The following is a 17,842-nucleotide window of genomic DNA, read 5'->3' as shown; positions in this document are numbered from 1 at the left end:
TCAATTGTGTTATGAACTTGTGACTACTAACATAGAGCAAACAAATTTATATTTCACCATTAACTTGCATTTGATGAACCTTGTCTGCTAACTCTTGACGACCTTGATCGTCAAGTTTATCTATTGCTAACATTCCCATGAGAATTACCTCTTTTAGGGTTAAACGGGTAGAATGTGCCTGTTTCTGCACAATCTCTTTAATAATTGGACTAACACCAATTGCTGTACTAGCTCTAGCCACAAAATTATGGGGAATCATCAATCACTGCGACTAAATCTTAGCACTTTATCCTGGTTTCTTCTATACCAATAGAAATTTATTTAAATGGATGAAGATGAATATTTACAAGTTTTGATACGGAAGATATGCTGGAATTAAGTAGTAATTATTACATACGTCATAAAGCTAGTAATAATACTTAGTTAATGACCTATTAATACAGGCTGTTAACATCAGTGCAATCATTTTTACTAATTCAACCGCAAGACGTGCTTTAAAGAATTGGTGAATTGTTAAATATGATCTCGTTAACCTAGTTTACAGAACTATACGTTTTCAATAAAAATAATATTTTAACAACAGTAAAATTCCTGAATGTAGGAAATCAAAACTGTCATAGAACAAAAAAGTACACAGAGGAGACATAAAGTGATGAGGGATTCTTATCTGTTGGCAGTAGGCTTGTTAACAGGATTGACACTACCAGCATCAGCTCTACCACAGATATCGAATATCCTGCCAGATAATTCTAGTTTCGCATCGGATATAAAACAAAGCTCACCGGAGGTGATTACCGAGGATATATCTTTATCCCCATTCAGTAACCAACTATCACAGGCGTTTGAGAGCTTACCACAGGATGCAGATGAAAAAAGCTTGCCTACGCTTTTTAACGTATCCTTCCCCGAATTTAGCAGTCAACCTTTGTCACCATCTAAAGCCTCTCAATCAACGAATGGCGAGAAAAATATTCCCGGTTCTCATAACCCTTTACTGCAATTTACCAATCAAGAATCATCAACACCCATAAACTCATTCTTTAACCTCAATCCCCAGCCGACTAACCAACTATTAACTTCTGGTAATCAACTTTACTATTACCGATTAGCTGCACTGAAAACAGGTCAGATTTACACACGCCAGGATGGTGATAGTGACCAATCATTACGAGATGCGACTCAAAAGCAGCAACTAACTTATGATGATTGGAAAAGTCTATTGGCTCTAGAAGCTAAAGCGATCGCTCAAGGTCAAGGTAAAAACCGTCTCAGTATCCTTGTTGGGGATTCCTTGAGTATGTGGTTTCCTAGAGAAAAGCTACCATCTGGTAAGTTGTGGCTAAATCAAGGTATATCTGGAGATACTTCCACTGGTATCGCCAATAGATTGACAGCTTTTTCATATACGCGTCCTGATGCTATCTACATCATGGCTGGGATTAATGACCTACGAAAAGGAACCAGCGATGAAGTCATTTTGCGTAATCACCGGCAGATGGTTCGGAGATTACGGCAGTCTCACCCCAGGACTCAGATTTTTATACAATCTATATTACCTACTAACCTACCAACAATTTCTAATAGTCGGATTCGGGAAATTAATACAAAACTGGCTCAAATTGCTAAGAAAGAAAAAGTAAATTATTTAGATATTCATACTTGGTTTGCAGACGGTGATGGCAATTTACGTTCTGATTTAACCACAGATGGCTTGCATTTGTCGGCTGATGGTTATGATGTGTGGCGATTTGCTATCCAACAGGTAGAATTCAAACTCTCTCAAAACAAAAATGTTGACCGTTAATACTAATCATCTATGAAGTTGCACCAAATAAATGATGTAGAGACGTTCCGTGCAACGTCTCTACAGTCGAGAACAAAGCACATCTTTATTAAGAAACTGTATAACAGTCAATATTTAACAGTGAAGCGTCAACAAAAACTACCGTAATTGATACATTTATGGAAGTTACTGATCAAGATTTTCTTACCATCCGATCTGTGATTGAAAGCCAATTAGCAGCTTTTCAACAAGATGATGCACCAAGTGCTTTTGCTTGTGCTACTCCAGCAATTCAAGAGCAATTTCAAAACGCCGAGAATTTCCTGCGGATGGTGAGTATGAGTTATCCGGCGGTGTATCGTCCACGCTCAGTTTTCTTTGAAAACGTTACCACAATTCAGGACAATATCACTCAACCAGTGTTGCTTTTAGCACCCGATGGTGTTCCTCTCAGGGCTTTGTATTTTATGGAGAAACAACCAGATGATAGTTGGAGGATTAATGGTTGTATTCTCGTTTCTGTGGAAGCAGAGACTTTTTGATCATTGGTGATTAGACCTTTATTGGGGTATTCGCCTGATTGATAACTTGGTTTAATTTACCACTGCGATAACCTTCTAAATCTAAGGTGACGTAGATAAATCCCAACTCTTGGAATGCGTTGACTACAGAGGGTAAATCTGTTGTTAAGACAAAATCTTTGATTTTTTCTGGTGGTAATTCAATCCGGGCTGTATCTTCTTCAGAACGGACACGCAAATTTTGCCAACCTAACTTCCTAAGATAAATTTCGGCTCTACCTACCCGTTGCAATTTGGCTATGGTAATTTCCTCACCGTAGGGAAAACGGGAACTCAGACAAGGCTGGGCTGGTTTTTCCCACCAAGGTAAGCCTAATTGCTGAGAAAGCTGTCTGACTTCTAATTTAGTCACACCAACTTCTGCTAAAGGCGATCGCGCCCCTCTTTCCTTCGCAGCTTGAATCCCTGGACGATAATCATGCAAATCATCAGCATTTACCCCATCGACTACGTAGGGGTAGTCCATCTCTACAGCTAAAGGTTTGAGGGTGTCGTGTAATTCGCTTTTACAAAAATAACAACGATTGACGGGATTAGATGTGTAATTGGGGTTGTCCATTTCGTGTGTTTGGACAACTTTATGGGGAATACCAATCGTTGCGGCTTGAATTTTCGCGTCTTCTAGTTCCTCTGGTAACAACGAAGGTGAAACCGCAGTCACAGCCAAAGCGCGATCGCCCAACACATCATAGGCTATCTTCGCTACCAAAGTACTATCAACACCCCCAGAATAGGCAATTAAAGCCTGTTCCATTTCTGTAAATAAGGCCTTCAATTGCTCAAGCTTTTCAGTTAACATCATTCCCAAATCCTGCCAAAACCCTATAGCAATATTTTAATCATTGGTCAGTTGTTAGTTGTCAGTTGTCGGTTGTCAGTTGTCAGTGGTAATTAGTCCTTCCTCCCAGTCCCCAGTCCCCAATCCCTAAAGCTGACTATACTTAGCCACCAGACTGGCCAAAAGATTTAAATCTATGGGTTTAGAAATATAGTCGTTGACTCCAGCAGATAGACAGATAGAGCGATCGCCTTTCATCGCCATCGCTGTTTGGGCAATAATAGGAATCTGTTGATATTGAGATTTTTCTCGCAACTGCTTGACTAAATCTAAACCATCACCATCTGGTAACCGGATATCCATTAAGATAACTGCTGCTTGTTGTTGGTCTAGTTTTGCCCACATTTCATGGGCATTCTTGACCCAAGTAACGTTATATCCCAACTTAGACAAGTGAGTTTGCATCAATTCACCGTTGGGTAAATCATCCTCAACTAACAAAATGTCTTTTGAACTGTTAGGTGTCAAAGATGCAGGAGATGTCGTTTCCTCATCCTCCATATCTTCTCCTACTAATACTTGCCCATTCTGTTGTAGAGGCAAGATAATAGTGAAGCGGGAACCGTGATCAACTTGGGATTCTACTTCTACAGAACCATTGTGAATTTCTGCCAGTTTACGAGTCACCACTAAACCTAAACCAGTACCTTCATGTTGGGCAACTGAAGAATTAGGAATTTGGAAATATGGTTGAAACAGTAGCGCCAGATTTTCTGGAGAAATACCGCTACCAGTGTCCCAGACTGTAAAGTGGATAAATGACTCTCGCTGTGTCACCTTTAAGCCAACAGTGCCTTGATTAGTAAATTTGAGAGCATTAAATAACAAGTTCAAAAGCATCTGTTTGAGCCGCAAAGGGTCAGCAACAAAAGTCTTGATATGGGGATCTAATTCCAAAGACAATTTCACCCCTTTATTTGCGGCCTTCTCCTTGATCAGCGTTAATACATTTTGACAAAGTTCTGGTACATTCACCTTTTCCCACTGTACTTCTAACTGATTAGCCTCAATCTTGGAGAGATCCAAAATATCGTTAATCAGAGCCAATAGATGTTTACCACTAGATTGAATAATATTTAAATATTCATGATGGCGCTCTCTCGTTGGATCGTAACCTTGCGCTAGAAGCAGGTGAGTAAAACCAATAATCGAACTTAGGGGTGTGCGAATTTCATGACTTGTATTGGCTAAAAACTGATTTTTCAGTTGATTAGTCCGCTCCAATTCCTGATTAGAAATACCTAAATTTTGAGATTTCTGCTGCAAAGATTGTATTTTTTTGAGATGTGCTAAGGCTTTCACACATTGTTCGGCCGATCGCTCCATGAGTTGCGTATTAAGTTGAGGATGTGGTGCTGTGAATGCGTTTTCATGAGGCTTTGAGTTATCTGTCGCCAGAAGTAACCACCCGATCACACCATCAGCATCATCCCTTAATTGCCAAGCTTGTGGAGGTTGTTGCTTTTCTAGTTTTTGTAAATCTGTAATTTTGATCGCTTCTTGCAATTGCAACCGCAGTTTTTTCCCGTCTTTGGATATTTCTTCTAAGAGTGGAGGTTGACAGCCTAGAGATAGAGGGCGAGAAATATAGTAAACTTTACCAACTGCTGCTTGCGGTTGCAACAGAGCAATCCCCACAGCACACAAAGGAAAACCCACATTGCTATTGTTTAAAGCAATGTCTAGTTCATTAACCACTGTTTGGAAAATATCCGCTTCTGTGGTTCTTGTGGGAACACTGTTGAAAGCAGACTCTAAGCAATTAAGCAGGCGTGTTTGTAGCTGGTTCAAGCTGCGTTCCAGCCATAACTCAGCGCAAAGCTGCTGACTTTTTGCCAACAGAGTCGGCGTTGTGTCTATCGATGAGTTGTGTTCTGGTAAGCTTGAATACTGCTGCATGGTCAACTAGACCGTTTAACAACTTTAGTTTTGCAAAAAATGCAAACACGATTCTATGTATATTAGCTCACAATTCTTTTTTGTCGATAAATCATAACTTATAGTACTGATTTTTGGTGATAAACTGGGAATTTTTGTTGTCAATCACCACTTTCTAAATAACTATAGATTAGCTTATTTAATTAGCAATATGGACATACAAACGATTCAACTGATTGTCAATGGTATTGCGGTAGGTAGCATTATCGCTCTTGCGGCTGTGGGACTGACTTTAACTTATGGAATTTTACGGTTGTCTAATTTTGCCCACGGTGATTTCTTAACTTTAGGGGCTTATTTGACTTTGTTGGTCAACACTTTTGGGGTAAATATTTGGTTATCGATGATAGTGGCAGTAGTGGGAACGGTGGGAGCAATGTTACTGTCAGAAAAATTGCTATGGTCTAGAATGCGCTCGATCCGAGCTAATTCCACTACTCTTATTATTATCTCAATTGGGCTGGCATTATTCCTGCGTAACGGGATTATTTTAATTTGGGGCGGCAGAAACCAAAATTATAATTTACCCATCACTCCTGCTTTAGATATTTTTGGTGTGAAAGTACCACAAAATCAATTGCTGGTGTTGGCATTAGCAGTATTATCCATCGGCGCACTGCACTACCTCTTACAAAACACAAAAATTGGTAAGGCGATGCGTGCTGTTGCTGACGATTTGGATTTAGCCAAGGTTTCTGGGATTGATGTGGAGCAAGTAATTTTTTGGACTTGGCTAATTGCCGGCACAGTTACCTCTTTAGGTGGCAGTATGTATGGCTTAATTACGGCAGTACGTCCTAATATGGGTTGGTTTTTAATTTTGCCGCTATTCGCTTCCGTAATCTTGGGCGGTATTGGCAACCCTTACGGTGCGATCGCCGCAGCTTTTATCATTGGTATTGTTCAAGAAGTGAGTACACCCTTGTTAGGTTCCCAATACAAACAAGGTGTTGCCCTACTAATCATGATTTTGGTGTTGCTCATTCGTCCTAAAGGTTTATTTAAAGGCACGATGTGAGCAACACCATTCCACTTAGTTTGGGGACTGGGAATTAGGAACTGGTGAGACAGCGCTGCGGGAGGGTTTCCCGACCCAGGCTACTGCAAACACAAAGGGGGATTGGGTAAAATTTTTCTCCCTTCCTAGTCCCTATTCCCTACTTCCCCAATTGAACTATTGAATAATGTGGAAATAATAAGCTGCTACCAGAAAGTTAACACCTAGTAGCAACAGCGCCCAAGCTGTACGAAAAGTATAGGGGGGTTTAGCGCCGGTATTGGCAACTGCGGGAGTTTTGGCTTTAGCCATAAATCGGTTCTCCTTATGTCATGACTTTTTCAGAAATACCAAACAGAGGACACAATTGCCCACATTCTTTAAAAATATTTGTGTGAATCGCAAATTAGGGGGTGTTGAGTAGAGAATCTGGAATTATTCCTGTTCCTACCCCAATACGTTTCGGTTAAGGGATTTCTTGGTTAAGGCAGGCAGGGGAAGTAAGGGGAGAACAGAAGTAGGGGAAGAGAAAAATTATGAAAATAAACTTCTTTCCTCCCCTGCCTCCTCTGCTTCCTCTGCCTCCCCTGCTTATCCGAACGGTATTGGTTCCTCCCCAGCATGATAGGAACTGCGAACTAGTGGACCCGAACGGACGTGGCTAAAGCCTATTTCTCTGGCTAGTTTGCCCAGATGCTCAAATTCTTCTGGTGTCCAATATTTTTGGACTGGTAAATGTTCTAGGGATGGGCGCATATACTGACCGATAGTGAGGCGATCGCATCCTATAGCCCTTAAGTCTGTCATTGCTTCGACTAGTTCAGTAACCGTCTCTCCATGTCCCACCATTAAGCCTGATTTGGTGGGAATATGGGGGTTTAGTTCTTTGACAAGAGAGAGAACCCGCAAAGAGCGATCGTATTTAGCACCCCGGCGGACTGGCCCGGTTAAGCGACGCACTGTCTCAATGTTATGGTTAAAACAAGCTGGTTGCGCCTCTACAATCATTTTTAGGCGCTGGCGTTGTCCGGCTTCCCCTGCGCCTGCACCACCCCAAAAATCCGGTGTCAACACTTCAATTTGAGTACCCGGATTTAGTTGACGAATTGCCTCCATAGTTTGGACAAAGTGGCTTGCTCCCTGATCTTGTAAATCATCACGAGCGACAGAAGTAAGTACTACATAACGCAGTCCCAAAAGTTGTACCGCTTCTGCCACCTTTGCTGCTTCCTCTGGGTCAATTGGCATTGGTGCATGACCCTTATCGACTTGACAAAAAGCACAAGCACGGGTGCAGGTAGGCCCCATAAGTAAGAATGTAGCCGTTTTTTGGGCATAGCACTCACCCCGATTCGGGCAGCGACCTTCTTCACAAATTGTATGAATTTGACGCTGTTTAATAATGCGCTGTACTGTTGACAGTTCACTAGCTTTGCCAATGGGACGGCGCAACCAACTGGGCATTGCCGTGATTTCCGACTTAAACTGAGCAGGTTGTGAGGCAGTCATAGGCTGATAAATAAAAATAAATCTCTATTGGACTTACGCACTAAAATTGTCGGTTGAGACTGGGTGTGGGGGTGTAGGGGTTTAGGGGTGTAGGGAGATATAACTTCAAATCAATAAACTCTCTCCTATTTTCTCCTATTACTCCATATCCTCAAAGTTTTGTTAAACACTGCCGACGACGACATTTATACCGAAATATACTATCCCCCAATTAATAACAATGTTGGATATAGTGGGGAGATTCTCACGGTCATTCGGAATTCACACAGCATCCCCCAGGGAAGCCGCTATTTAAACTTCAATATTCTTTTAGAGTAATCAGTCGTGGCAAGTAACAAAATTTTAGTTATCGATGACACTACCGTTGTCAGGGTAAAAGTACGTGAAATGTTGCCCCCTGGCAATTTTGAGGTATTAGAAGCCAAGGACGGCTTGGAAGGGATAAATCTCATCCGACAAGAAAAACTCAGCTTGATCATGTTGGATTTCCTGCTGCCTAAATTAAGTGGTTGGGAAGTATTCCAGCAAGTTCAAGCGCATCCTGAACTGAGAAAAATTCCCTTGGTAATTATGTCTGGGAGGAAGGAAGAGGTGACGGAAAAAATCACTGAACCTTTCGAGTATTTTGAATTTTTGGGTAAACCTTTTGATCAGAAACAGCTCATTAATGCGATTAAGTCAGCAATGACTAAGGCTAAATTACCGCGCCAAGAACCAGTAGGAGCAGTTGCTGCTAAGAATGGTAATACAGCCACTGCTACTATGACACATGGCGCTGTAGCAACAGTAGCTCCACCTACAGTTGCTACCACTACTACAGTAGCAACGGCTGGAATAGATGCAGATGCGGCTGCTGAAATTCAAGCACTTAATGACAAAGTTGCTAAGATGCAGGCAGAAATTGAAGGTTTGAAGAAACAGCTCGCCCAAGTAGTCACTTTTATTAAACAAAAAATTAAGTAGCGATGACCTGCGGTCGGTTGGAGAGTATCTTTATGTTCTCTTTGGCACCCTGATGTTTTTGTAGGGAGTCTTGTAGACAAAGGTTATACTATTATTGCCGACTGCGTACAGTAACGCTAGGCAGCATTTAACATACTTTAGGGTAAACGCCGCAGAATTTTACCTGCTTGTCAGCCCCATAAAGAATTTGATCAAAGCGATCGCTATCGATTGTAAATTGAGAGTCATAGAGTTATTTCCTATCTAGCCTACGCTTTGCCGTAGGCTACTGTTTTTTAAGTATCACTATGAACTACGTACATAAAGACGAATGAAACAGCTATGAGGAACGATTTCCTTATCTTAAGAGACGCTTGGTGAAATGGCGGTGAGACTGGGGAGTGGGAACTTAACACCGTCAGCTTTCTCAACTAGGTAAGCACTTTTGGCAACTTTACTCATACGTTGTTGGCAATATATGCTGACCTAGCTAGATTAAAATTAATGAATATTCAGCTACTAAGCGTCTAAATTGCATAACTACTAATAAGGGCTGTTGACAGTTAACAGTCAACAATCAACAGCACTGACGATGGATTGTGCAACTTAAAGGCAGAATAGCTTAGCTAGACTTTACAGATGAGTTTAAAACTGCGATTTCTACTGGAAAATGCAGCTTATCATCAATTATTCATCAAATAAAGCAATAATGTTGTTTACCGACAGTGAAAGCCTACGCTTAGAAGCGCTCTATCAATATTGCATTTTAGATACACCACCAGAAGAAGTATTTGACGATCTGGTAAATATTGCTGCCGATAGCTGTAATACACCAATTGCTCTGATCAGTATTTTAGATTCTCAAAGAGAATGGTTTAAGTCAAAAGTAGGAATTTCTGAATTAGAAATACCACGTGATATATGTCTTGGTATTCATACAATTGGGCAAAATGACATATTGATTATTCCTGACACCTGGCAAGATGAACGATTTGTAGAAAATCCCCTAGTGAGGCAAAAGCCAAGCGCTTTCCGTTTCTATGGAGGAGTTCCCTTAATTAACTCTGAGGGTTTTGCCTTGGGTTGTCTGGCCGTGATAGATTTTACCCCCCGTAACTTAAGTTTAAAAGAACAGCAAATACTCCAACGTTTAGCGCGTCAAATCATCAGACAATTAGAGTTACACAAAAAGCGAATTAATCATGAAAGCAGCTTCAATGCTCATCTCTTGTTCACTAATAATCCTCGTCCTATGTGGATATGTGAGATGCAAAGTCTACAAATTTTAGATGTTAATCAAGCTGCTATTACACAATATGGTTACTCAAAAACAGAGTTTTTACAAATGCAGTTTGCCCAAGTTTTTGTACCTGAGTTTATATCGGACTTAATCAGGGATATAGAACAGGAATATTCTCAACTTCCCTTCCTAATGGAATGTCAACATCGTCTAAGGGGTGGACAAGTTATTGATGTTGAATTAGCTATTAATTATATAGAATATTCAGGTTATCAAGCTTGTTTAGTTGATACCATAAATATTACTGAACATATTCAAATAGAACGGAATCTACAAAAAAGTGAAGCCAGAGTTAGAACTATTCTGGAAGCAATTCCCGTACCTTTGGTGATTTCCCGCGTTGATGATGGCTTAATTTTATATACTAATTCAGAGTTTCTGCAAACATTCCAACTATCTGGAAATGATTTAATTAATCACTATGCCGCAGATTTATATGAAAACTCCGAAGACCGACAGCAGATATTAGAAGCTCTTAGTCAACATGGATCACTTCAGAATTATGATATTCAATTTAAGAAAAGTGACGGAACTTCATTTTGGGCGATCGCCTCAATTCAGTACTTAAATTTCAACAACGAGTATGCAATTTTAACCGTCCTCTACGATATTACAGAGCGCAAAAATATTGAAGCCAAGTTACAAGAGCAAAATGCACTTTTACAAAGTATTTTTGCTGGTATCCCGTTGATGATTGCACTGATTAGTCCTGAAGGTCAGGTTCAATGGATAAATCAAGAATTAGAGCGTCTTTTAGGTTGGAGTTTGAGAGATTATCAAACCCTTGATATTTTTGCAGAGTTATATCCTCAGCCTGAATATCGTCAATCGGTCATCAAGTTTATGCAATCAGGAGAATGTATTTGGGGTGATTTTAGAACTCAGACACGATATGGGCAAGTATTAGATACTTCTTGGATAAATATCAAACTTGCCGACGGTCGAATAATTGGTATTGGTCAAGAAATTACCGAGCGTAAACAAACCGAACGGGCTTTGAAAGGACAGATTGAGCGAGAACAGTTAATGCGTGCTGTTGCTCAACGAATTCGCCAATCGCTGAATCTACAAAATATTCTGAATGCCACAGTTAAAGAAATTAAAGACTTGCTTGGGGTTGATCGGGTCGTGGTTTATCAGTTTGCCCCAGATATGAGTGGTAAAATCGTAGCAGAATCGGTGAAGCCTGGATGGAAAATTGCTCTAGGTGCAGATATTCAAGATAATTGTTTCCAGTCAGGCGCAGGAGCAGATTATTGTCAAGGACATAAAAGAGCGATCGCCAACATCTACACAGCTGGATTAACTGATTGTCATCTGCATTTATTAGAACAATTTCAAGTTAAAGCTAACTTAGTTGTACCTATTCTGTTAGAAGTGAGTGAAGGCAACACTGTGCCGCAGCTTTGGGGTTTATTAATAGCCCATCAATGTTCTACCCCACGGGACTGGGAAGCGCATGAACTAGATTTGCTCGACCAACTTTCCGTCCCCATTGCGATCGCCATCCAGCAATCAAGCATACTTCAGCAAGCCCAAAATGAATTGGCTGAACGCCAAAAAGTAGAAGTTCGCTTGAGAAGTGCCTTAGCGGAAAAAGAGGTTTTACTCAAAGAGGTTCATCATCGGGTTAAAAATAATTTACAGATAGTTTCTGGATTATTACTACTTCATTCTCAAACACTCAAAGACCCAGAATTAATCAGAACTCTGCAAGAAAGTCAAAACCGTATTGAGTCCATCTCAATGATTCACAAGAACTTATATACTTCACCAAATATTGGGCAACTTGATGTTGTTGATTATGTTAATAATTTAGCTACGAGTATTTTAATATCCTATCAATTAGAGCCAGGGAGAATCAGTTTAGAAACTCATATTCACCCGGTTGATTTAAATCTTGATCAAGCCATTGCCTGCGGTTTAATTATCAATGAACTAATTTCCAATTCACTGAAACACGCTTTTCCTCAAAATACAACAGGTGCAATAAAAATTGATTTACAAAAAGTCGATGACAAAATTGAGATGACTATTCAAGATAATGGTATCGGTTTACCAGATAATTTAGATTGGCGGTATACAGATTCTTTAGGCCTTTCGCTAGTTCATGACTTAGTAACAGAACAACTAGAAGGCACTGTTAGTATCGAACGTCAACCAGGAACTACATTTAAAATCCAATTTTCGCATTAACTGAACAACTGTAAATTGACAATGGAGCCAGTCAAAATTTTAGTCGTTGAAGATGAAGTGATCGTAGCTAGAACTATTGCTAGTCAACTGAATCAACTAGGTTATATTGTTATCGGTACAGCCTCTTCTGGAAAAGCGGCGATCGCTAAAGCAATAGAGACTAGCCCAGAACTAGTTTTCATGGATATTATCCTCAAAGGTGAAATCGATGGTATCACCACTGCCAGTTACATTCGGGAACATTTAGATATTCCGGTTATATTTTTAACTGCTTATGGTGACGATAATACTATAGAGCGGGCAAAGATCACTCAACCATTTGGGTATATTGTCAAACCATTCACCTCTAAAGACTTGCGTATTTCCATTGAAATGGGTTTGCTGAAACATCGCTTGGAAAGGGACATAAGAGAAAATCGTGATCGGTTAGCAACCCTCCTAAACTCAATTAGTGATGCTGTTATCGCCACTGATGAGTTTGGAAACGTCACATTTATGAACCCAGCCGCCGAGGAAATTACTGGTTGGCATCAAGCAGATGCTATTGGACATGAAGTATCCCAGATTTTTAATATCATTGACGAAGTTACAGAAAATGTTTTAGAAAATCCAGTTACAAAAGTTCTCAGAGAACAAAAAGTAGTTTATTTAGATGAATATACATCTTTGATTACCAAAGATGGCAGAAGGGTACCTATCGGTGATAGTGCTTCACCCATCATGGGACTACCAAACAAAATCAACGGTGTGGTAATTGTTTTTTGGGATCTCAGTGAACGAAGACAAACAGAATTACTAGAGCAAGCGCTGCAAAAAGAACGAGAACTGAACAATCTTAAATCCTTATTTATCTCTACTGTCTCTCACGAATTTCGCAATCCTTTGAGTGTAATTCAAACAGCAATAGAACTGATAGAATTACACGGGCAAAATTTAACCGAAACCAAAAAAAATACATATATAAAGAGAATTAAAGGCGCTGTGCAATCCATGAAGTTACTCATGGAAGATGTCCTGTTTATGGGTAAATCTGACGCGGCAAAGCTTGATTGTAACCCTGTACTCTTAAATTTAAAGGGATTTTGTCAAGAGTTAATAGAAGAATTCACAACTGTAGAAATTAGTGGACATGAAATTATTTTTACCTGTAGTGACGAAACTACAAATGCGTTTATGGATGAACGACTATTACATTACATATTTGTGAACTTACTTTCTAATGCTGTCAAGTATTCTCCCCAAAATGAAACTATCAGGTTTGACTTAACTTTTGATCAAACTAAAGGTGTAGCAATTTTCCGGATTCAAGACGAAGGTATTGGTATTCCTGTTGCAGATCAAACCCATCTATTTGAATCATTTTATCGAGCTTCTAATTCTCAATCAATTCAAGGGACTGGGCTAGGTTTAGTGATAGTTAAAAGATGCGTTGAAGCTCACAAAGGAGAAATTGCTTTTAACTCCCAAGAAGGTGTTGGGACTACGTTTACAATTACTTTACCTTTAAATTGTCAATAGTCAGTTGTTTATCAAAAAAGGTAGTCTCCACTACTGACTCACACCACCGACAACTGGTCTAACCTCCGAAAATGGATCTGCACCGCCAGTCCAGTTAAAGTCACTAATGCGGATGCTAAAAGCGCCTAATTCCAGTACCGGATTGTAGCGCAAGGTGATTCCGTAAGTGCGTCGGCTATATTCAACAATGTAGTCTGTGCTACTTTCTTTACCAGTATCTAAGTTAATTGATGTTTGAAAACCTAAACGCCAAGGGCCGTAAATTTGTTGGGAGATGCCGGCACTGAGTACTCTTTCATCAACGTAGCGGTCAAACAAAAAGGGTGATAGTCCACTGGTTAAACCTTGGGAATAACGGACGTTAAAAGCTGTGTAGTCAAGGAAGGGGCGAGAAAAATGACCAAGCTGCCCTACTAAGCCAACTGTGCCAGTCAGGCTGCTTTGGTTGTCGCCATTGGTGTAGTAGCTAGAAGTACCAGTAATACCGGCGATCGCCTGTAAGTAAGGAACTACAGGAGTAGCTGTATATCTTAAACCTTCCGTGGCTGTGGGTGGTAGTGGTTTTCCTTGCCATAGTAAAAACCCTTTACTCAAGGCGGCGCTACCTTGTAGGCGACCAAGAGAGACTCGATCATTGGTTCTGATGGGATCTAGCAAGTCTTGGCGGTCAGTGTTGGCGTTGATATACTGCGCGCCGGCTTGATAGCTGAGGTTGATCCCAGAGTTCCCCAGAGGAATAACTGGAGAAGTAATGACACCACCCAAACTACTTTGGACGGTTTGAAAGCCAAGTGTACCGTTATAGAGGCGATCGCGGTAACTGTATTCCCAATTCACCACATGAGGATTGCGATCGCCTAAGGCTTGGCGTAAACGTAAACTCGCCTTTAAATTCTCGTCTATGTCGTCAAAATTAAAACTAGTTAGTTCTCCGATACCTTCAAGTACAGATCGGGTACCTAAAACAGAATTTAATCTGGCTTTGACACCAAATAACCCCGTCACATCATCATTACCTTGTATGGCTTTCTGGACGAAAAACTGGGGAGTGATCTGCAAATTAGTACTATCCGTACTAATAGGTGTAAAACCGCGCTCAATAAAAACACCACCCCGCTTATCGCCATCATAGCCAGGAGAGACGATAAAGGGTGTGCTATCCCGTTCTCGACGGTCGATTTTCTGCTGATTTATGGGGATTGGTAAGGTCAAGCCTTGGTCAAAGACTAAACGCTGTCGCTGTGTGGTGATCCGATCAATTAAAGGAGCCTCCCGTGTGACGGTGACTGTATCTGCCCGTAACTCCAATTCTGGTGGTGAAAATGGGTCATTTGTCAGGCGCACATTTCGCGCTTGCCAACCACGGGGATAAAACTCAATTTGCTCGGCTTCAAACCTAATACGCTTCACCTCACCCCCAGCTTTGGGAGGAGGCAGATTACTCGCTTCGCTCCCTCCCCCAAATGTAAATTCAATGCCACCGGGACTGCTGACATTAGAAAGAGGTTGATTGGTGCGGATAGAGTTGCTTGGTGGTTGTTGTGGTACGCCACCAGCTGTCACATCAGTGGGTAAGAAGGCAAAATCTCTTGATGCTGAGGGTACGTTGATTTCACCGCTTCCGTTTTCTAATTCCCCACTGTCTTGGACAAAATTATAAGTAAAGCGTTGTCCTCGTAATAACTGATCTCCTCTAGTTAAAACTACATCTCCCTCTCCCGCCGCAATCAAGTTATCTAAATTTACCTGCACGCGATCGGCATCCAGTAGCGCCCCATCAAACCGTACTAATACATTACCTTCGGCAGTAATCACGCGTCTTTGCTCATCATACTCCTGCCGATCTGAAGTCACTTCTACAATTCTTTGTCGGGCTGGTAGTGTATTGTTGGGTGTAGCAGGTGTTCGAGTTGGTATTGGTGACTGTGCTTGTGAACTAAGAGCTGGCGTGACAGTTTGTATTGATAGTTTATTTAACGAGTTACGCGACTTAAACTCAATAACATTTTGAATTGGTTGATTATTAACTACCGGGTCACTATCAGATACAGAGATATTAATTTTGTCCCCAGTCTGTTGTACAGTAACCTCGTCTTTCTGTTCTTGCTTAGTCAATGCCGAGGCGACTAGTTTTGTTTGAGGTGATACATCTGGAGGAATTGTCGCTGTAGGGAAGACTGGGGAATTAGTGCTTGTATTTTTTTGGACAGATTGAGGAATTGTCGCTGTAGGGAAGACTGGGGAATTAGTGCTTGTATTTTTTTGGACAGACTGAGGAATTGTCGCTGTAGGGAAGACTGGGGAATTAGTGCTTGTATTTTTTTGGACAGAATAACCAATTGTCAAGGTTTGTCCTAAATTAACAGCGCTACTAGAAGGGGTAAGGGGGGAAAATTCTGAAGTGAAGATTTCTGGTGTACTGGGTTTTGCCAGAACAGGAGTTGCAATTAAATGCTCTGTTTTATTGCTGGTGGGTCTTGGTAACTGCAAAGAATCTTCTGTTTTCTCTACAGTTGGATTTTGAAACTGTTTCTCTGGGGGTTTGGCGGTCTCTAGTTTGTTTTGCTTAGTGGTATCAATCTCACTCACTAAATGAAATCGACTATCACTAGCAGATGGGGTGGAATTTGCAGGTTGTATAGGTTCAACAAGGGAAGGAGGTGCAGGCGGCAGAACTGGATGAAGCATATTGGGACACAATCAACCTAACAAATAGCCAATTAATAGCCGGAATGAATTCACCTGTGCTTGAGTAAACTCCCTGAGGGAGACACTACACTGCAAAGGAAAAATCTTTGGCAGGTAGTGTTTTTCAATCTGGTGTTTTCTAACTTCCGGCGCTCACGGATAAATTGTCTCGCTTTTACTCTAAATCCCGACGACCGGGGTTACGAGCTGGGTCATTAGACAAAAATCCGAAGACAAAGATAGCCACAAAGAAAGCAACAACAATATAAACAGCGATTTTTAAAGTGAGCATCTGCGATATCTCCAAAAGGTAGAGCTTCGTCCTCAGTATCTGCCATGCAGAAAAGGTAGTTTCTTTATATTACCCGCATCTCGTTACTTTTTGAGAGTGCCGCAGTGGTCGTTAAGACCATGTTCAGTTTCCTTAGCTAATGCTCAGTTTTTTCTGGCGGAGTGGATGACCCTGAATAGGATTTAGTTGTTAACTAGTTCATCTTGTGACGTTTTCTTCAGCCGGAGGTTTCCTATTTTGAAGATAAATTGGTAATTGCTTCTTCCCTTGATCCCCATCCCTAATCTCCAGATGTAACTAAATCCTGGGCAACACGGCTTTTAATTACTCGTGCAGGTGCGCCTACAGCTACGGAGAATGGGGGAATATCTTTGGTGACGACTGCCCCTGCACCAATGACACTTCCTTTACCAATGGTCACACCATCCAATACCGTTACTCCATGTCCTAGCCAACAATCATCCTCAATCACGATCCCTTTACAAGTAACACCTTGGTATTTAATCGGCAATATCGGATCTGTAAAGTTGTGATTGTTAGCATATATACCTGAATGAGCAGCAATCATGCAACGCTTACCAATTGTGATGTCTCCTGGCCCAGAAATACAAACATCAGAAGCAATGAAAGTTTCCACGTCAATGTGAATACACGTATTTTCCAGACACCCTATATCAACGTTGCGCTCAATTGCCACTCCATCTGCCAAATAAATTCTATTGTTTGGATGCCCTTTAGCATCAAGACGTACACCTTTAAATAGATGTACACTATTGCCAATTTCAATATTAGAAGCGTTGGTAAATTCTACTCCATGTTGAATATATACAGGACTGCCTATGTGAGCAAAAATCATTCGATATACGAGATTCCTTAATTTTGGGCCTAGCAGTAGTGTGGGGATATTCCCGAAAACAGTGATTGCCAGAAGTTCTTGAAATCGCTGTGATTTGGCAGAATATCTCTGATGATTCATGATTAAGTTATCCGATAAATATTGTGAACGATGTGGCTAGTGTCTTGGATATGTATCTTTATTTCTGTAGTGCCAATTATCCTGATATTTATCCAGTATTAATTTTGGTGAGTATTGATACACAAATGCCCACTGTGCTGGATATAACTCAAAAGATTTTTGAATAAGAATCCAGGTTTACAACGTTTGTAATTTTTCCAAGAGATAACAGAATTAGTATGCTGTTTTTCTGCACCCCAATTTGATTAGCTGTGTTGCCAGCAACAACATATCTTGGTAGTATT

15 protein-coding genes are annotated in these 17,842 nt (G+C 40.8%); 7 read left to right on the top strand and 8 right to left on the bottom strand.

Annotation, left to right across the window (positions count from 1 at the left end; genetic code table 11):
- Positions 1 to 46: 46 nt before the first annotated feature.
- The gene (locus GSQ19_RS20810; RefSeq protein WP_011319755.1) at positions 47 to 259 is read right to left on the bottom strand and encodes a hypothetical protein; all 213 of its coding nucleotides are present in this window, start codon (positions 257 to 259) and stop codon (positions 47 to 49) included.
- A gap of 393 nt (positions 260 to 652) precedes the next feature.
- Between GSQ19_RS20810 and GSQ19_RS20805 the strand changes: the two genes are divergently transcribed.
- Both GSQ19_RS20805 and GSQ19_RS20800 read left to right on the top strand, forming a co-directional pair.
- Positions 653 to 1,804: an SGNH/GDSL hydrolase family protein gene (locus tag GSQ19_RS20805; RefSeq protein WP_011319754.1), complete on the top strand. Its 1,152-nt coding sequence runs from the start codon at positions 653 to 655 to the stop codon at positions 1,802 to 1,804.
- 158 nt (positions 1,805 to 1,962) lie between these two features.
- Positions 1,963 to 2,325: a DUF4864 domain-containing protein gene (locus GSQ19_RS20800; RefSeq protein WP_011319753.1), complete on the top strand. Its 363-nt coding sequence runs from the start codon at positions 1,963 to 1,965 to the stop codon at positions 2,323 to 2,325.
- Between the two features lie 10 nt (positions 2,326 to 2,335).
- On the opposite strand, the gene larE is transcribed toward GSQ19_RS20800, so the two are convergent.
- Complete coding sequence (gene larE / locus GSQ19_RS20795) at positions 2,336 to 3,166, bottom strand: ATP-dependent sacrificial sulfur transferase LarE (protein WP_011319752.1); 831 nt, start codon at positions 3,164 to 3,166, stop codon at positions 2,336 to 2,338.
- Between the two features lie 123 nt (positions 3,167 to 3,289).
- Positions 3,290 to 5,101: a hybrid histidine kinase/response regulator HrmK gene (gene hrmK, locus GSQ19_RS20790; RefSeq protein WP_011319751.1), complete on the bottom strand. Its 1,812-nt coding sequence runs from the start codon at positions 5,099 to 5,101 to the stop codon at positions 3,290 to 3,292.
- Between the two features lie 190 nt (positions 5,102 to 5,291).
- Here hrmK and GSQ19_RS20785 point away from each other — a divergent pair, with 190 nt between their 5' ends.
- Positions 5,292 to 6,158, top strand: a complete 867-nt coding sequence (locus tag GSQ19_RS20785; RefSeq protein ID WP_011319750.1) for a branched-chain amino acid ABC transporter permease — start codon at positions 5,292 to 5,294, stop codon at positions 6,156 to 6,158.
- Between the two features lie 156 nt (positions 6,159 to 6,314).
- On the opposite strand, the gene psaX is transcribed toward GSQ19_RS20785, so the two are convergent.
- Positions 6,315 to 6,449, bottom strand: coding sequence for a photosystem I protein PsaX (psaX, locus tag GSQ19_RS20780; protein WP_011319749.1), 135 nt, complete (start codon positions 6,447 to 6,449; stop codon positions 6,315 to 6,317).
- A 279-nt stretch (positions 6,450 to 6,728) separates the two neighbouring features.
- On the bottom strand, positions 6,729 to 7,646 hold the full coding sequence (lipA, locus tag GSQ19_RS20775; protein ID WP_011319748.1) for a lipoyl synthase: 918 nt from the start codon (positions 7,644 to 7,646) through the stop codon (positions 6,729 to 6,731).
- A 324-nt stretch (positions 7,647 to 7,970) separates the two neighbouring features.
- On the opposite strand from lipA, the gene GSQ19_RS20770 reads away from it, so the two are divergent.
- The 3 genes from GSQ19_RS20770 to GSQ19_RS20760 all read left to right on the top strand — a co-directional run bounded on the left by GSQ19_RS20770 (position 7,971) and on the right by GSQ19_RS20760 (position 13,602).
- A complete protein-coding gene (locus tag GSQ19_RS20770; protein ID WP_011319747.1) occupies positions 7,971 to 8,609 on the top strand; it encodes a response regulator in 639 nt (212 codons plus the stop codon).
- Between the two features lie 649 nt (positions 8,610 to 9,258).
- Positions 9,259 to 12,084, top strand: a complete 2,826-nt coding sequence (locus GSQ19_RS20765) for a PAS domain S-box protein (RefSeq protein ID WP_011319746.1) — start codon at positions 9,259 to 9,261, stop codon at positions 12,082 to 12,084.
- 21 nt (positions 12,085 to 12,105) lie between these two features.
- The gene (locus GSQ19_RS20760) at positions 12,106 to 13,602 is read left to right on the top strand and encodes a hybrid sensor histidine kinase/response regulator (RefSeq protein ID WP_011319745.1); all 1,497 of its coding nucleotides are present in this window, start codon (positions 12,106 to 12,108) and stop codon (positions 13,600 to 13,602) included.
- Between the two features lie 30 nt (positions 13,603 to 13,632).
- On the opposite strand, the gene GSQ19_RS20755 is transcribed toward GSQ19_RS20760, so the two are convergent.
- From GSQ19_RS20755 to GSQ19_RS20745, 3 genes are all read right to left on the bottom strand, one after another.
- Positions 13,633 to 16,290, bottom strand: a complete 2,658-nt coding sequence (locus GSQ19_RS20755; protein ID WP_011319744.1) for a DUF3769 domain-containing protein — start codon at positions 16,288 to 16,290, stop codon at positions 13,633 to 13,635.
- 175 nt (positions 16,291 to 16,465) lie between these two features.
- Positions 16,466 to 16,582: a photosystem II reaction center protein I gene (locus GSQ19_RS20750; protein ID WP_010995449.1), complete on the bottom strand. Its 117-nt coding sequence runs from the start codon at positions 16,580 to 16,582 to the stop codon at positions 16,466 to 16,468.
- A gap of 280 nt (positions 16,583 to 16,862) precedes the next feature.
- Entirely contained in the window at positions 16,863 to 17,558 is a 696-nt protein-coding gene (locus tag GSQ19_RS20745; RefSeq protein ID WP_011319742.1) for an acyltransferase, read from the bottom strand.
- Positions 17,559 to 17,581: 23 nt separating this feature from the next.
- Here GSQ19_RS20745 and GSQ19_RS20740 point away from each other — a divergent pair, with 23 nt between their 5' ends.
- Positions 17,582 to 17,725: a hypothetical protein gene (locus GSQ19_RS20740; protein WP_159368357.1), complete on the top strand. Its 144-nt coding sequence runs from the start codon at positions 17,582 to 17,584 to the stop codon at positions 17,723 to 17,725.
- The last annotated feature ends 117 nt before the right edge of the window (positions 17,726 to 17,842 follow it).

Origin of the sequence: Trichormus variabilis 0441 (assembly GCF_009856605.1) — a bacterium.
GTDB lineage: Bacteria > Cyanobacteriota > Cyanobacteriia > Cyanobacteriales > Nostocaceae > Trichormus > Trichormus variabilis.
Note: the sequence above shows the minus strand (reverse complement) of the source record. Positions and strands in the feature narration are given on the sequence as shown.

What these genes read in the sequence shown, in the direction of transcription:
- GSQ19_RS20810 (WP_011319755.1), bottom strand. Translation starts at nt 259, where the DNA reads ATGATTCCCCATAATTTTGTGGCTAGAGCTAGTACAGCAATTGGTGTT.
- GSQ19_RS20750 (WP_010995449.1), bottom strand. Translation starts at nt 16,582, where the DNA reads ATGCTCACTTTAAAAATCGCTGTTTATATTGTTGTTGCTTTCTTTGTG.
- hrmK (WP_011319751.1), bottom strand. Translation starts at nt 5,101, where the DNA reads ATGCAGCAGTATTCAAGCTTACCAGAACACAACTCATCGATAGACACA.
- lipA (WP_011319748.1), bottom strand. Translation starts at nt 7,646, where the DNA reads ATGACTGCCTCACAACCTGCTCAGTTTAAGTCGGAAATCACGGCAATG.
- GSQ19_RS20800 (WP_011319753.1), top strand. Translation starts at nt 1,963, where the DNA reads ATGGAAGTTACTGATCAAGATTTTCTTACCATCCGATCTGTGATTGAA.
- GSQ19_RS20765 (WP_011319746.1), top strand. Translation starts at nt 9,259, where the DNA reads ATGCAGCTTATCATCAATTATTCATCAAATAAAGCAATAATGTTGTTT.
- larE (WP_011319752.1), bottom strand. Translation starts at nt 3,166, where the DNA reads ATGATGTTAACTGAAAAGCTTGAGCAATTGAAGGCCTTATTTACAGAA.
- GSQ19_RS20745 (WP_011319742.1), bottom strand. Translation starts at nt 17,558, where the DNA reads ATGAATCATCAGAGATATTCTGCCAAATCACAGCGATTTCAAGAACTT.
- GSQ19_RS20805 (WP_011319754.1), top strand. Translation starts at nt 653, where the DNA reads ATGAGGGATTCTTATCTGTTGGCAGTAGGCTTGTTAACAGGATTGACA.
- GSQ19_RS20785 (WP_011319750.1), top strand. Translation starts at nt 5,292, where the DNA reads ATGGACATACAAACGATTCAACTGATTGTCAATGGTATTGCGGTAGGT.
- GSQ19_RS20760 (WP_011319745.1), top strand. Translation starts at nt 12,106, where the DNA reads ATGGAGCCAGTCAAAATTTTAGTCGTTGAAGATGAAGTGATCGTAGCT.
- GSQ19_RS20755 (WP_011319744.1), bottom strand. Translation starts at nt 16,290, where the DNA reads ATGCTTCATCCAGTTCTGCCGCCTGCACCTCCTTCCCTTGTTGAACCT.
- psaX (WP_011319749.1), bottom strand. Translation starts at nt 6,449, where the DNA reads ATGGCTAAAGCCAAAACTCCCGCAGTTGCCAATACCGGCGCTAAACCC.